The sequence below is a fragment of the Azoarcus sp. CIB genome, assembly GCF_001190925.1.
Lineage (GTDB): Bacteria > Pseudomonadota > Gammaproteobacteria > Burkholderiales > Rhodocyclaceae > Aromatoleum.
In genome coordinates this window covers 3,043,205-3,058,537 of record NZ_CP011072.1, presented here as the reverse complement: position 1 = coordinate 3,058,537, position 15,333 = coordinate 3,043,205, and the positions used below count along the sequence as shown (strand labels likewise).

12 protein-coding genes are annotated in these 15,333 nt (G+C 66.0%); 9 read left to right on the top strand and 3 right to left on the bottom strand.

Features of this window, described 5'->3' with window-relative positions:
- Positions 1–115 precede the first annotated feature (115 nt).
- Complete coding sequence (locus tag AzCIB_RS13495) at positions 116–1,906, top strand: acyl-CoA dehydrogenase (RefSeq protein ID WP_050416372.1); 1,791 nt, start codon at positions 116–118, stop codon at positions 1,904–1,906.
- Between the two features lie 10 nt (positions 1,907–1,916).
- On the opposite strand, the gene AzCIB_RS13490 is transcribed toward AzCIB_RS13495, so the two are convergent.
- Complete coding sequence (locus tag AzCIB_RS13490) at positions 1,917–2,339, bottom strand: DUF4399 domain-containing protein (protein WP_050416371.1); 423 nt, start codon at positions 2,337–2,339, stop codon at positions 1,917–1,919.
- Positions 2,340–2,409: 70 nt separating this feature from the next.
- The gene (locus AzCIB_RS13485; protein WP_050416370.1) at positions 2,410–2,832 is read right to left on the bottom strand and encodes a DUF4399 domain-containing protein; all 423 of its coding nucleotides are present in this window, start codon (positions 2,830–2,832) and stop codon (positions 2,410–2,412) included.
- 216 nt (positions 2,833–3,048) lie between these two features.
- Between AzCIB_RS13485 and AzCIB_RS13480 the strand changes: the two genes are divergently transcribed.
- Positions 3,049–4,266, top strand: coding sequence for a formylglycine-generating enzyme family protein (locus tag AzCIB_RS13480; RefSeq protein WP_232299223.1), 1,218 nt, complete (start codon positions 3,049–3,051; stop codon positions 4,264–4,266).
- Between the two features lie 24 nt (positions 4,267–4,290).
- Here the strand turns inward: AzCIB_RS13480 and AzCIB_RS13475 are convergent, their stop codons facing one another.
- A complete protein-coding gene (locus tag AzCIB_RS13475; RefSeq protein ID WP_232299222.1) occupies positions 4,291–6,297 on the bottom strand; it encodes a serine/threonine protein kinase in 2,007 nt (668 codons plus the stop codon).
- 568 nt (positions 6,298–6,865) lie between these two features.
- On the opposite strand from AzCIB_RS13475, the gene AzCIB_RS13470 reads away from it, so the two are divergent.
- The 7 genes from AzCIB_RS13470 (at position 6,866) to AzCIB_RS13440 (ending at position 15,324) form a co-directional block, all read left to right on the top strand.
- Entirely contained in the window at positions 6,866–7,159 is a 294-nt protein-coding gene (locus tag AzCIB_RS13470; protein WP_050416367.1) for a hypothetical protein, read from the top strand.
- Between the two features lie 33 nt (positions 7,160–7,192).
- Positions 7,193–7,471: a hypothetical protein gene (locus AzCIB_RS13465; protein ID WP_050416366.1), complete on the top strand. Its 279-nt coding sequence runs from the start codon at positions 7,193–7,195 to the stop codon at positions 7,469–7,471.
- A 72-nt stretch (positions 7,472–7,543) separates the two neighbouring features.
- Complete coding sequence (locus tag AzCIB_RS13460; protein WP_050416365.1) at positions 7,544–7,822, top strand: hypothetical protein; 279 nt, start codon at positions 7,544–7,546, stop codon at positions 7,820–7,822.
- Positions 7,823–7,950: 128 nt separating this feature from the next.
- Entirely contained in the window at positions 7,951–9,876 is a 1,926-nt protein-coding gene (locus tag AzCIB_RS13455; protein ID WP_050416364.1) for an HD domain-containing phosphohydrolase, read from the top strand.
- A 73-nt stretch (positions 9,877–9,949) separates the two neighbouring features.
- The gene (locus AzCIB_RS13450) at positions 9,950–11,356 is read left to right on the top strand and encodes an efflux transporter outer membrane subunit (protein WP_050416363.1); all 1,407 of its coding nucleotides are present in this window, start codon (positions 9,950–9,952) and stop codon (positions 11,354–11,356) included.
- A gap of 109 nt (positions 11,357–11,465) precedes the next feature.
- Positions 11,466–13,946 carry an FHA domain-containing protein gene (locus tag AzCIB_RS13445; RefSeq protein WP_050416362.1) on the top strand — a complete coding sequence of 827 codons (2,481 nt, stop codon included), beginning with the start codon at positions 11,466–11,468 and terminating at the stop codon, positions 13,944–13,946.
- A complete protein-coding gene (locus AzCIB_RS13440) occupies positions 13,936–15,324 on the top strand; it encodes a beta-barrel domain-containing protein (protein WP_050416361.1) in 1,389 nt (462 codons plus the stop codon). Before AzCIB_RS13445 ends, AzCIB_RS13440 begins: the two co-directional genes overlap by 11 nt.
- Positions 15,325–15,333: the final 9 nt, after the last annotated feature.

The following is a 15,333-nucleotide window of genomic DNA, read 5'->3' as shown; positions in this document are numbered from 1 at the left end:
ATCGAGTCGCGGGTTGAGTGTTCCAATGAAGCTGGCGACTGGGGTTGCTGGACTGTTGTGTGGCGGGATGCGCTTCGCTCCTCCCGCCCTACGAGATGCATCCGGAGACTGAAGCATGACCGACTACGCCGCGCCCTTGCGCGACATGCACTTCATCCTGCGTGAGCTCGCGGGGCTCGACGCCGTCACCGCGCTGCCGGGCTGCGAGGAGGCGACGCCCGACGTCGTCGAGGCGATCCTGGAGGAGGCGGGCAAGTTCGCCGCCGGCGTGCTCGCACCGATCAACCGTGCCGGCGATCTGCAGGGCTGCCGGCTGGAGGTGGACGGGCGCGTGACGACCCCGGACGGCTGGAAGGAGGCGTGGCAACAGTACGTCGAGGCCGGTTGGATCGGGCTGTCGCTGCCGGTCGAGCACGGCGGGCAGGGGCTACCCAAGCTGGTGTCCACGCCCGTGTGGGAAATGTGGTTCTCCACCAACATGGCCTTCACGATGCTGCCGCAGCTCAACGTGAGCCAGGCCGAAGCGCTGCGCATCGCCGCGAGCGACGCACTGAAGCAGACCTGGCTGCCCAAGGTCGTGAGCGGCGAGTGGGGCAGCACCATGAACCTCACCGAACCGCAGGCGGGTTCCGACCTCGCGGCGACGCGCGCCCGCGCCGAGCCGGTGGCGGACGGCACGTACCGTGTCTTCGGCCAGAAGATCTTCATCTCCTGGGGTGAGCACGAGCTGACGGAAAACATCGTCCACCTCGTGCTCGCCCGCCTGCCGGATGCGCCGGCGGGCGTGAAGGGGCTGTCGCTGTTCCTGGTGCCGAAATACCTGCTCGACGCCGACGGCAGGCCCGGCGCCAAGAACGACGTGCGTTGCATTTCGATCGAGCACAAGATGGGCATCCACGGCAGCCCGACGTGCACGATGAGCTACGGCGATGCGGGCGGGGCGGTCGGCTGGCTGGTCGGCGAGCCGAATCGCGGGCTGGAAACCATGTTCATCATGATGAACGAGGCCCGCTTCGGCGTCGGTGTGCAAGGCGCGGGCCTTGCCGAGCGCGCCTACCAGATGGCGCTCGCCTATGCGCGCGAACGCGTGCAGGGGCGCGACGCGATCACCGGCGAGGCCGGCAAGCCCATCCTGTGCCATCCCGACGTCAAGCGCATGCTGCTGTCCCTGCGCGCGCGGGTGATGGCGATGCGTGCGCTGCTGTATACGGCGGCGGCGTGGTTCGACACCGCCCACCATCACCCGGACGCGGCGGTCGCGGGCAAGGCGCAGCGCTACGTCGACCTGCTGATGCCGGTCGCGAAGGGCTGGTGCACCGAGGTCGGCCAGCAGGCCTGCTGGGACGCGATCCAGGTGTTCGGCGGCATGGGCTTCGTCGAGGAGACCGGCATCGCGCAGTTCGCGCGCGATTCGCGCATCATCACGATCTACGAGGGCACGACCGGCATCCAGGCGAACGACCTGGTCGGCCGCAAGATCCTGCGCGAAGGCGGCGAGACGCTGTTCGAGCTGATCGCCGAGTTGCGCGAGACCGTCACGAGCTTGCGGGGCGAGGCGGGATTCGGCGCCATCGCCGACGCGCTCGCCGAAAACATCGCCTCGCTCAACGAGACGACCCACTGGCTGCTTGCGACCGGGAAGGATCGATTCGGCGACGTCCTCGCCGGCGCGGTGCCTTTCCTGCACCTGCTCGGCACCGTCTGCGGGAGCTGGCAGATGGCGCGTATGGCGCTCGCGGCACGACGCAGGATGGCTGCCGGGGAGGGCGATGCGTGCTATCACGCGAGTCTCATCGACCTTGCGCGTTTCTATATGGCGAGTTCCGCGCCGCAGGCCGCAGCGTACGGCCGCACGGTGCGCGAGGCAGGGGGGGCGGTGGCCGCGTTCGATGCGGCTGCTTTCTGAGGAGAATCCCTCACCGCACGGTGATCGAGATCTTCTTCGAGTGAACCGGAGGGTTGTGGGGAACGTGCTTGTCGTCGCCCATCAACAACTGCAGCGTGTGCTTGCCCGGCGCCAGTTCCACCATGGCCTCGGTCTCACCCGAGCCGAAATGCAGGTGGTTCCGGTCCGATGGGATTTCCTGGTCCGCCGCTGGCAGCTCCGTGTCGATCAGCAGGTGGTGGTGGCCCGTATTGGGGAATACGACGCCTTTCGGCGCAACACCCATGTTGCGCAGCCCGAACCACACCTTGAACGGTTTTCCGGCCGGCATGACCTGGCCGTCGACCGGCCAGCCGATGTAAAGATAAGCATTCGCCGGGGCGGGCGTGCTGCCGGCGAGCGCGAAATCCGATAGCAGCAAGGCCGCGATGGCGGCAACGAACGGCTTGTACATGGATTCGCTCCCAGTTCCTTACTGCGTGATGTTGAAACCTAAGCTGCCGCGACGTGGTTGGGCCGCCTGTTCAACGCACGGTGATCGTGATCTTTTTCGAATGCACCGGCGGCTCGTGCGGGACGTGCCTGTGATCGCCCAGGAGCATCTGCAGCGTGTGCTTTCCCGGCGGCAGTTCGATGCGCGCCTCGGTCTCGCCGGCGCCGAAATGAAGGTGATTCCGGTCGGACGGAATCTCGCCCTCGGTCGTCAATTCCGTGTCGATGAGCAGGTGATGGTGGCCGACATTGGGCATCTCGACGCCTTTCGGCGCAACACCCATGTTGCGCAGGCCCATCCGCACCCAGAGCTTGCCCCCGACGATGACCGCTCCGTCGGGTGGCCACAGGATGTAGGCCTCGGCGTTCGGCGGTGAGGGGGTTCCCGCCGAGATCGCGGGCGCAAGTGTCAGAGTTGCCGTCGTCAGCGCGGCAAGAGTGATTTCTCGCAACATGCTGCGCGCCCTCCCTGCCATGAATCCGATGCACATACACGGACGCGATCGCAGGATGCGTCCGACCGGCCAGAACTGATTCTCACTACACATTAGGACGGAACTTGGCGGAAAGATACATATAATGGATTGAGATATGGCCCGACCGCGCCGGTCGAAATCCCGTGCGAAAGCTGCACGGTTCGGCTATGTCTTCTTCCCCCGCGCGACCGCCCGATGGGGCTCGTCGAAGGCGCCAGCGGCGCCGGAAAGATGCGATTCCGGGGGAGGCCGTACGCTCAACTAAAAAGCAAACGGGGTGCGGACGTGTGGCGAAATCTTCTCATCGTTGCGGTGTTGGGGGCGTGCGCTTCGGCGGGTGTCCAGGCCGGGGTCCTGCCGAAGGACAGCGCCGAGCAATACGAACTCACGTTCTGGGATTCGGTGAAGGACAGCCAGCACGCCAGCGACTACGAGGCCTACCTGAAGGCGTACCCGAACGGACGTTTCGCGGCGCTCGCCCGGGCGCGCATCGAGCGGCTGCGCGCCGCGGCACCGAAGGTCGAGACGCCATCGCCCAAGGTGGTGGCGCCGGCGCCGCGCGCACCTGCGCCCGCTCCCGCTCCACCACCTGCTGCCGAGCGGGCGCGCCCGGCGGCACCAGCCGCGCCCGAGCGCCCGCGCCCCGCGCCATCGGCTGCGCCGGCAGCGGCGGTATCCGCGGGCGCCGTCGCCGCGCTCGGCGAAACCAGGGATTGCCCCGCCTGTCCGGTCATGGTGGGGCTGCCGCCGGGTGAATTCGTGATGGGGAGCAACACGGACGATCCGACGGAACGGCCGGCGCATCGGGTATCGATCGCGCAACCCTTTGCGATCGGGAAATACGAAGTCACCAACGAGCAATGGAGCGCCTGCGTCGATGCGGGCGCATGCCCGCGCCTGGGCAGCGAGGCGAACAGCGTGAAGAATGCGCCGGTGCGCGACCTGAGCTGGGATGACGCGCGGCAATACGTCCAGTGGTTGAGCAAGAGCAACGGCAAGTCCTATCGATTGCCGACGGAGGCGGAATGGGAGTACGCGTTGCGCGGCGGCACGGCGACGCGATATTGGTGGGGCAGCCAGATGCGCAACGGCAATGCGAACTGCAAGGACTGCGGTGAACCGTGGCGTCCGGACGGCCCCGCCAACGTGGGTTCCTTTGCGGCCAATCCGTATGGCCTGCATGACATGAACGGAAGCGTCTGGGAGTGGGTCAGCGACTGCTGGCACAACTCCTACAAGGGGGCACCCGACGACGGTCGTTCATGGGAGGACGCAAACTGCTCGGTTCGTGTGATTCGCGGCGGATCCTGGCGTGACGGGGCGGACTACATGTTGGCCTCGACGCGTTTCAAGTACGGCGCCAGTGTGCGTCATTCACAGAACGGATTCCGCGTGGTGCGGGATGCGAAATAGCGCCGGGGCGCGCGGACGGGGCTGTCACCGTCCCCGCGCGTGCGTGGTGATCTGGACCAGATCCACGGCGATGCGATCCTGTCCGTATTTCGCCGCGATCTCGCGCAGTCGCAATTCGACCGCACGCAGGTAGTCCCCTCTCGATTCCGATTCGGGCCGCAGGGTGTCGAAAAGCGGTACCGGGGTGACCAGCAGCGCGATCAGTTCGGAGCCGAACGGCTTCGAAATCGTCCACCCCGCAAGGGTCCCGATGGTCGCCGAGTAGTTGGGCGGCGCCTGATGGGCCCTGGCCCGTCGGCTCGGTACGAGGTGGACGACGCTGCCGTCGAGGACGTGATAGTCGACATGCACGTAGGACTCGTATCCGGGCGTCGAGACGTCGACGATGAGGGAATCGCCCTCCGTCAGGTCCGTGCCGGTGCCGCGCATCTGAATCGAGGCGAGCCGTCCGGCTTGCCGGTTCCTGACCCAGTAGGGGGCCAGCGTTTCGATGACGCTGCATTTGTCGTCGCTCACCTGCTGCACGTCCGTCTTCAGGGTCGTCACGCCGGGGATGGCACTCAGGGATTCCTTGAAGCGGGCGATGCCGAAACGCTCGGGGACGTAGCCCTGCACCTGCAGCGTCGGTCCGCTGACCGACGCAGTCAGGGCGGAGCAGGGCACCTGCGCGAGCACGGGGGTGACCGCCCCAAGCGAGAGGACGGGACGAGGCTGCGGTGTCGCAGGTGCCGCGGGCTGGGCGGGTGCCGCGGGCGGCGGTGCTTCCTGCTGCGGCGTCGGCGCAGGGACCGCCGCAGAGCGATCGGGGCTGGCGGGCAGCGGTTCGGGGCGCTCGGACGGTTCCCAGTACGAGATCACTGCGACCGCCAGCAGTGCCGCCGTCGCGACGCCTGCGACGCCAAGCGCCAGGGGCATCGCGAGCTGGCGTTCGCCTTTCATCCCGTGGAGGAACTGGGCCACGCTGGGGGTTCGTGCGTCGCGATCGAACGATAGTGCGCTCTTGAGCGCCCGCCACTGCAAGGTGGGGAGGTTTTTCGGGCGCTGCGGCCGCAGACCGGCATTGCGCGCCTGTGTCGCCGGCAGGCGTCCGAACGGATGCGTGCCGGTCAGCAATTCGTAGGTGATGCAGGCAAGGGCGTAAACGTCATCGCGCGGGTCGGGTTCGACGTGTTCGAGGATCTCGGGGCTGGCATAGGCCGGCGTCAGGCCACCCAGGCTGCCCGCATCGAAAACCGTCGCTTCGACTTCCTCCTCGGAGCGGCGGAAGACGCGCGCGATGCCAAAGTCGATGATCTTGACCTGGCCCTTGTCGGTCAGGAAGACATTGGCGGGCTTGAAGTCGCAATGCACGAAGCCGCGTTCGTGCGCATAGGACAGCGCATTCGCCATGCCGGTGAAGATTCGCAGCGCGTCCGCGTAAGGCATGCCGCGAAAATCCGGCGCGTGCAGCAGGCGACTCAGCGGTTGCCCCGACAGGTACTCCATCGTCAGGTACACCATCGGCCCATCGCGGTCGAAGTCATACACCGTGACGATGTTCGGGTGCGCGAGCGTCTGCGCCTTCTTGGCTTCGCGCTGCAGGGCGATCAGCGACTTCGGATGGCCACGGAACTGGACGTTCAGGATCTTGATGGCGATGTAGGGGTTGCGGTCGGCGGCCTCCAGTTTGCGCAGGTCGAGTGCCTTGTAAACCGTGCCCATGCCGCCGAAGCCGATGCATTCCTCGAGGCGGAAGCGTCCCTTGATCGTCTCGCCGACTCCCTTGAGCCGCTCCGGTTCGCCGTCCGGCGGGGAGGGCGAAGCTGCATCTCCCGGCGGAAAGATGGCGCTGGGATTGATGAGCATGCGGGTCTGGTCGGCGGCAGCGGCACCCTTCTGCGGTTCGGGTTCCGCGAGGTGCTCGATACGGCGGTGAACTTCCGCGTACACCTCCGGCGGCAGCGGAAACTTGGTGTGCTCCTCGCTGAGGACTTCCATGAGCTGGGTGTAGTCGGTCTTGTCAGCCGACAGAACGCGGTCGACTTGCGCCAAGAACTCATTGCTGGACAAACCCCCGGCCTGAAAGGCGTGAATCGCGTGCGAAAGAGTAGCCATCCGCTTCCCCTCTGTTGGCCACGAGTCTCGGGGTGTCACGTTCTCGCTCGGTCCGGCCTGCGAGGATGTACCAGGCGCTGTTGCGGGTTGATCGATGGGCGCGCATCGAGGTGCCGATTCGGCCAGGGAGCGCGACTGCGCAAAATTCCCCAATCGGACCTTTCAAGAAAAATATAGCCCATATCCATGCGCTTGGCGGGCGTGCACCGTGTTCGGGCGCAGGGGCGCAGGCACGCTCGCGAAGGGTTCTTGGGGAAGGTGTTGCCCTCCGGCAGACAGTGTTCGGGCGAGCTGTTGGTCGCCACCCATCAGTCGACGTCAAGGTGGCGTCATCAGATCCACTCGGTTTTGCGCTATTTTGAGAAAAACATAAAGTTAACAATGGCTTGAATTGTTGGCTGAGCGCGGGTGCGACTCTGGCACGGTCCCTGCGATAGGAGTGTCGAGCGGCGAAAGTGCTCGAAACAAATCACCGACCAAAGACTGAAACCCAAGGAGAGCCATCATGAAAACCCTGACCATCAACGACCTGCCGATGACCGAAGAACTGGGCTGCGAGGCCATGAGCGCAGTGCGCGGCGGCATGCACGACATGTACTACACGCCCTTCTACTGGGGCGGATACGTCGATACCTCGACCAGCAACGCCTCGTTCAACGCCGCGCAGTTGATCAACCAGGGCCAGAGCGTGGTGACCAACGTCGGCAACAACGTCGCGGTGCTGGGCGGCATCGCCTCCCCGTCGGTGCCGGTCACCGCGACGCAGAACGCCAACATCAACAACCACGTCAGCTTCTGAACCGCCTGATCCCGACCCCCAAGGAGAATCATCATGAAAACCCTGACCATCAATGACCTGCCGATGACCGAAGAACTGGGCCGCGAGGCGATGAGCGAAGTGCGCGGCGGGATGATGTGCTTCGCGCCGTGGTACGGCTACGACGCCTCGGTCACCAACGAATCGTTCAGTGCCCTGCAGCAGATCAACCAGGGGCAGAGCGTGGCGACCAACGTCGGCAACAACGTCGCCGTGCTGGGCGGGTTCGCCTCGCCCTTCGTCCCCGTCACCGCGACGCAGAACGCCAACATCAGCAACGACGTCAGCTTCTGATCCTGCACCCCTGCGCGGAGGCAGCCTGCCTCCGCGGTAATGCCCTGATCCCGACCCCCAAGGAGAATCATCATGAAAACCCTGACCATCAATGACCTGCCGATGACCGAAGAACTGGGCCGCGAGGCGATGAGCGAAGTGCGCGGCGGGATGATGTACTTCGCGCCGTGGTACAGCTACGACGCCTCGGTCACCAACGAATCGTTCAGTGCCCTGCAGCAGATCAACCAGGGGCAGAGCGTGGCGACCAACGTCGGCAACAACGTCGCCGTGCTGGGCGGGATCGCCTCGCCCTTCGTACCCGTCACCGCGACGCAGAACGCGGACATCAGCAACAACGTGCACTTCTGAGTCCCCGGGCCCGCGGCGGGGGCAGACGGCCGCCGCCGCGAGCGTCGCATGCCAACCGGAACCGGTCTTCCTGCGTCATGTCAAATTTAGATCGGATTGCCCGTCCGGTGCATGGGGGAGGAGAGGGGATGCAAAACTCAAGATCCGTTCCCGGGGCCGCGACGCCAGTGATGGCTTACCTGGAAGTGACCGCAGCGGGCAAGGTGTTCCCCCTTCACGATGAGGTGCTCATCGGGCGCGATCCGCAGGACTCGCTGGCCTCGGACCGCTTCCTGTGCATTCCGGAGCACACCGTCAGTCGCCGCCATGCGCGCATCCGCCTGCGTGACGGCGCGTATTTCGTCGAGGATCTCCACTCGTTCAACGGCACCTTTGTCTCGGGCAAGCGCCTGCAGCCGGGCGCCTGGCATCCGCTGCGCGATGGCGACGAGTTTTCCGTCGCGGCGGCGCACATCGTGTTCCATTCCCTGCTTGCGCCACCGCCCGAGAGCAAGCCGACGGTGATCAAGCAGACGGTCGACGCGACCCTCTATTCCCGCCCGCTCGCGGCGCCAACACCGCAGGCGCAAGGCGACGTGCAGCTCACGATCCGCAAGCTGCACGCGATGGCGCAGGTCGGCATCGCCGTGGGCGCGGTGACGAACAGCGAGACCCTGACCGAGAAGATCATGAACCTGATCTTCGACCTGTTCCCGCTGGCCGAACGGGCCTTCATCCTGCTGCGGAAGAACCGCGACGAGGCGCCGGTGCAGGTGGCGGCGCGACGGCGCGACGGGCCGATCGAGGATGCCGACAAGCTGCGGCTTTCGCGCACCATCGTCGATGAGGTGCTGGAGAAGAAATTGTCGATCCTGTCGGTCGACACGCTGGCCGATCGACGCTTCGGTTCCCAGGAATCGATCGTCCAGCAGGCGATCCGCAGCGTGATGTGCGTGCCGCTCCTGCTGGAGGGTGAAGTGCTGGGTCTGATCCAGGTCGACACCTCGTCGGATCCCTACGCCTTCAAGGGGCAGGACCTCGAGATGCTGAGCGGGGTGTGCGCGGAAGCGGCGGTCGCTCTGAAGAATTTCCAGCTGTATTCGGATATCGAGCGCCTGCTGGAAGGCTTCGTCCGCGCCTCGGTGCAGGCGATCGAGGAGCGCGATCCGGTCACGGCGGGGCATTCCTTCCGCGTCGCGCATTATGCGGAAGGCCTGGCCCTGGCGGTGGATCGCGCCGACGCGCCGGAACTGCGGCAGGTCGTGTTCAGCAAGGACCAGCTGCGCGAGATCCGCTATGCCGCCTTGCTGCACGACTTCGGCAAGGTAGGCGTGCGCGAGCACGTATTGCGCAAGGAAAAGAAACTGCACCATGCCGACATGCGACTGCTCGAGCAGCGCTTCAAGTATGCGTGCGCGTGCCTGGAGCGGCAGGCGTATCGACAGCTGGTGGAGCGGCAGTGCGAGCACGAGCTGGGCATTGCGGCGTTTCGCGAGGAGAAGCGCCGGGTCGAGGAGGAATTGGCCGCGGAGTTCGGGCGCCTGGACGAATTTCTCGCGGCCATTCGCCGTGCCAACGAGCCGGCGATCTCGTACACCGAAGCCCCGCACGAGCTCGACGCAATTCTCGACTATACCTACAGAGAACCGGACGGTGCCGCCGTGCCCCTGTTGCAGCAGCACGAGCACTTGGCGCTCGGTGTATCGAAGGGCTGTCTCACCGCCGAGGAGCGCACGCAGATCGAGTCACACGTCGCCGATACCTATTCGTTCCTGATCCTGATCCCTTGGACGCATGACCTGGCCGGGGTGCCGGCCATCGCGCACGGGCACCACGAGAAGCTGGACGGATCGGGCTATCCGATGGGACTGCGCGGCGGGCAGATCAGCGTCCAGACGCGCATTCTGACGATCTGCGACATCTACGACGCGCTGACGGCGGGGGACCGTCCCTACAAGAAGGCGGTGCCGGTTCCGGAGGCGCTGAATCTGCTGGAGGCGGAGTGTCGGGCGGGACACATCGATCCGCGGCTCTTCAGGGTATTCGTCGAATCGAAGGTGTGGGCCGCGGCCTAGTCCGCGTGTCCGCGAAAGCACAAGACGCGTCGTCGTCGAACGGTTGGCACTTCGGGCGGCGGGAGAAAGTGGAATGAGACCTATTAACCTGATTGCCGCCCGTTTGCTGCTTGTCTGCGTGAGCACAGTGCTCGCGGGCGGTTGCGCCAATGTGGGCATCACCGAGTACGCCCGTCCCGACACGCCCGCGAAGGCTGCGTGGTCGAGCCCGCCGGTGTCGGCGGCCGACACGATCGCGCCCGACTGGTGGCGGGAGTTCCGTGACCCCTATCTCGACGAGTTGGTGAACAAGGCGATTGCGGGGAACTTCGACGTCAAGATCCTCGCCGCGCGTATCCAGGTCGCCAACGCACAGATCGGCGAGGCGCGTGCCGGCGCGCTGCCGACGCTGGACCTCGGCGCCGGCGCGAGCTTCGAAAAAAGCACCGGCCAGAAATCCGTGACGCAGTACAACCTCGGCACCCAGCTCAACTGGGAAATCGACATCTGGGGCAAGGTGGAGAAGGGCGTTCAGGCGCAGACTGCCGAGTACCGTGCGTCCGAAGCCGACTGGCGGGCCGGCTACCTGACGCTCGTCGCCAACGTATCGACGACCTATTTTCAGATTCTGCAACTGGACGAGCAGATCGACCAGCAGCAGCGCGCGCTCGCCAAGAACCGGGAAATCCTCGCCACCTACGAGGCGATGCACAAGCACGGGCTCGTGCCCAATACGCAGGTGCTGCGCCAGCGCGCCGAGATCAACAAGCTGACCCACGATCTGCTGGATCTGCGTCGCTCGCGCGAGTTGGCCGGCAACGCGCTCGCGACCCTGCTCGGGGTGCCGGCGGGCGAATTCAGGGTGCCGGTCGGGCGCCTGCAGGGCCGCGTCCAGCTGCCGGCGGTGCCGGCCGGCCTTCCTTCCTTGTTGCTCGAGCGCCGGCCCGACATCGTTGCGGCGGAGTTCCGTGTGCTTCAAGCGCACAACCTGGTTGGGCAGGCCAAGCTCGCGCAGCTTCCGTCGATCAGCCTGACCGGGCGCGGCGGCACCTCCAGTTTCGCCCTCGGCGACCTGCTGAAGTCCTTTACCTTCGGCTTCCTGCCGAGCATCAACATCCCGCTGCTGGACCCGAGCGTGAAGGCACGCGTGAAGACCAGCGAGGCCCAGATCAAGGTCGTGGAGCACGATTACCAGCGTGTCGTGATCGGCGCGTTCGAGGAAGTGGAGAACGCGCTGGTGAATCTCGATGCGCACAAGCAGCAGAGAACCGAATTGCAGCAGCCGATCGACCAGCTGCAGGTCGTCGCGACCCAGACCGAACGGCAGCTCAAGGAAGGCGTGGTATCGCAGCTGGAAGTGTTCGAGACCGAACGCACCCTGCTGGCGGCGCAACTTGCGTTGCTCGCCAATCACCAGCAGATCCTGGCCGATACGGTGACCCTCTACAAGGCGCTGGGCGGTGGCTGGCCAACGGTGGGGGTGGCGAATGCGCGCAATTGAGGCACACAAGCGCGCGCCCTAACCACGACACGCACGCAAGACACGCATGCAAGACGCACAACTGAGGCACATAACCGAGGCGCCAAAAGAATGAGCCTGGTGTCGCAACATGACCGCTGACGAAGCCTTTTCCGCCGCGATGCAGGCAACGGCCGAACAGGACTTCGATGTTCGGCTCAAGCCCAAATCGCATCCGGAACTGGGCGAGATCCTCATCGAGGAGAACCTGTTCGCGATCGGGCGCAACGAGTCGCCGTTCGCGTCGTATGACTGCGAGCTCGTCGCCGAGCTGTCGCGTCGCCATGCGCGGATCTTCTGGGAGGGCGGCGCGCTTTACGTCGCCGACCTGGGCAGCAAGAACGGCACGAGCGTGAACGGCGTTGCCGTGCAGGAGAAGCCGTGCAGGCTGTACGACCGCGACGAGATCGGCCTGGGCGGAACGCTGACGTATCGCGTCAAGATCGCGCCGCGCACGACGAAACCGCGGCGTGCGGGCGCGCTGCTCAGCCTGACGCTCACGCCCGTGCGCGACGACCTCGGGCTCCAGCCCATCGTCATCGCCCGTTTCCCCTTCCTGATCAGCAAGGCCGACGAGGTGTTCGCGCGCTACAAGGAGGCGAGCCCCCATCAGGTGAATTATGTGTCGCGGCGCCATGCCCATATCTTCCTGAAGAGCAATGCGCCCTTCGTCGAGGACCTGGGCAGTACGAACGGAACCTTCGTGGACGGAACGCGGCTCGACGAGCATGCCGTCGAACTGCGCGACGGCACGGTGCTGGGATTTGCCGGCAGTCATTTCGTGTACACGGTCAGCCTGCAGCGCGAACCCGAGACCGATCCGACGCTGACCACGTTCAGCCCTGTCGACGCCGTCGCCGCCGATCCCCATGCCAATGCCGACCGCACGACCTTCGTCGCGGCAGCCGACTCCTTCCTCGATATTTTCTGCAACGATCCCGGTGCCCCGCAGGACGAACTCAACAACGACGACGCGCGCGCCGAGGAAGCGCCACCGCAGGTGGTGGAGCGCGAGCGCAGCCGGGCCGCGATCCTGGTGCGCGAATTGGGCAAGGCCTTTGCGGGTGACGATCGCGCGGCGAAGCAGCGTGCGCTGCGCTGGGGGATCCCCGGGCTGGTGCTGCTCGTGGCGATCGCGGTCGGGGTGTATTTCATCGGCTCCACCGAGCGGGAAATCAGGGATCTCATCGCCGATGGCGCCTATGCGCAGGCGCTCGCCGCCGCCGATGAATACCTGGCCCGGAACCCGGACGACGCGGCGCTGGAGGCACTCGGCACCGAGGCCTTGTTGAAGGCGAAGCTCCCCGAGTGGATCGAGAGCCTGCACGCTGGCGGCTTCGACCGGGCGACGGCCGTGCTCGCCGACATGAAGACGGGCGCTCGCCACAATACCGATGCGCAGGCACTGCTCGGTGAGCTCGAATGGATCGCGGCCCTCGAACAGTTCGTGCGTGAACGGCGCGGCGCAGCTGCCCCGATCCGCATGTATGCGGATGAGGAGCGGATCAGGGGCCTGTTGCAGCGCTGGAACGACGACGCCAAGGGGCACCAGCGGGCGCTCGCCCTGATCGGGGCACACGTGCCGGCGTTCAAGGACGTCTATGCTGAAGCGTTGACCCACCTGCGCAGGCTGGAAGGGGACGAATCGGTCTATCTCGCCGCGATCGAGCGCCTGAACGCGAGCATCACGGAGGAACTGGCGCAGGACCGGCCGGAGGCGCTGGACGCGGTGTTGAACGAATACGCCGACAAGTACCCGCGACTCGCTGGGATCGACGCCCTGCGCGAGGACTTGCGCCAGTACGTCGCGCTCGATGGCGCAATGAGCGCGGGCAAGCTGGGGCCCCTCGTCGCCGTCCTCGACAAGCTGAAGTTCGCGACACCGCCCTTCCAGGCGCAGTTCGCGAAGCTCGGGGCGAGCCGGCTGCCATCGGCGGATCTCCTGCGCCACTATCGCGCGGCCTCCGCCGCATGGCGTGAAGGCAAGGCGGACCAGACGTTCGCTGCCCTGCAGCAGGTCTCGACCGGACCGTGGGCCGACGTGGCAGCACGCCAGCTCGAGCACCGCAAGGCCGTGCAGCAGCAGTTCACGGAGCTGCAGCAGGTGCGCGGCAGCAAGGGATACGACGAGCGGCTGCTGGCGTTCTACAGTTCACTCGATACCGACGAAGACAGCTGGTTCGTCCGCGCGACCGAAGCGGACGTGCGCGTCTATCGCGAAAAGGCGCTGGGCCGGGCGAACGAACTGCTGAACCGGGCGCAAGGGATGTGGCGCCAGTACCGGAGCAACGGCGGCATCGGCGGCGAGCACCGGCTCGAATCCGGCATCTCGGGGGCCTTCCGCTCGCAGGCCCGCCTGCTGTCCGAAGCGCACGCCGACATGCAGCAGGCGATGCGCATCTACCAGCTGCTGAACGCCGCAGACGCCGCGAAGTGGAGCGCGCTCGCGGACGAGATCGATACGGAGACCGAACTGCAGCGCCGCTCGTTGCGGGATCTGCACATGGTGCTGGAGCCCGGCTTGCTGAAGGCCAAGCTCGCGCTGATCGGAGGTCGGAGCGATGAAGAATGAAGGTCACCTCAGTGGAAGTCACCTCAGGCCGCTGACCGAGGCCCTGGAGGATCACAGCGCCGAGGGCATCGAGATCCTCACGGCGGAGCCGGGGCGACTGAGCCTGGCGCTCGTCGTCGTGATGCTGGGCCTGGTGGTGGCCACCCTGATCTGGTCCTTCGTCGGGCATGCCGACGTGATCGTGACGGCGCCCGGCATTCTTGCGCCCGAGTCGGAAGTCCGCCGCGTCTACGCGCCCATCGACGGCGAGCTGGCGGACGTCTACATGGAGCCGGGGCAGCCGGTGTCGAAGGGCGACGTGCTGGCGCGGCTCAACGCCCGTGGCGCGGTCGAGGCTGCGACGCATGCGCTGGAGGCGCAATTGAAGCTCGAGGATGCCGAGCGCGAATGGAAACGCTTTCCCGAGCGCAAGGCGCTGCTCGAGCGCAAGGCCGAAGCGTTGAAGCAGCAGATCGAGGCGGCCCTGCACGTGCATGAGAAGCGCATCGCCGAAGGCACGACCAAACTCGCCGAGGGCCAGAAGGCGCAGCTGCAGCAGGCGCGCAGCGAGCTCGACAACGCGCGCCGGACGCGCGACGCGACGAAGCTGGAGTTCGACAAGTACCAGAGCCTGTTCGCGCTGCCCGGCGGCGGGGGCGTGTCGCAGCTGCAGGTCGAAACGAAGAAGACCGCCTGGCTCGCGGCGGAAAATGCCTTGCGCGTCGCGCAATCCCGGCTCGGCGAACTGGACTTCCGCTTGAGCCAGGAGACCGCGAAGGCGAGCGCCGAACTCGAAAGCAGCGATCAGGAAGTGACGCGGCTGCGGATCGAGCATGACGCGGCCTCGCGCGAAGTCGCGAAGGAGGAGGACAAGCTGCGGCTGCAATTGCAGACGGCGCGCCTCGCGGCGCAGGCAGCCGAGCGGATCCGTTTCGAGAACATCGACAAGGACAACTTCCTGCTGATCCTCGCGCCGGTCGACGGCGTCGTCACCGATGTCAGCTCGACCCAGCCCGGCGACAAGATCCAGGCGAACACGCCGCTCGGCGGCATCGCGCCGAAGGACGCGCGCGCGGTGATCAAGATGGAGATCGCCGAACGCGACCGCGCCTTCCTGCGCGAAGGCTTGCCGGTGAAGCTGAAGTTCAATGCCTTCCCGTACCAGCGCTACGGCCTCATCGACGGCACGCTCGAATTCATCTCGCCCGCGACGGCGGCGTCGGCGAAGACCAAGGAGCCGGTCTACGAGGGCCACGTGACGCTCGCCCGCGATCACTACCTCGTCTCGGACACCAAGTACCCGGTCCGCTACGGCATGACGGCCACCGCCGAGATCGTGGTGCGCGAGCGTCGCGTGATCGACCTCGCGCTGGACCCGTTCCGCCAGATCAGCGGTTGATGCGACAGG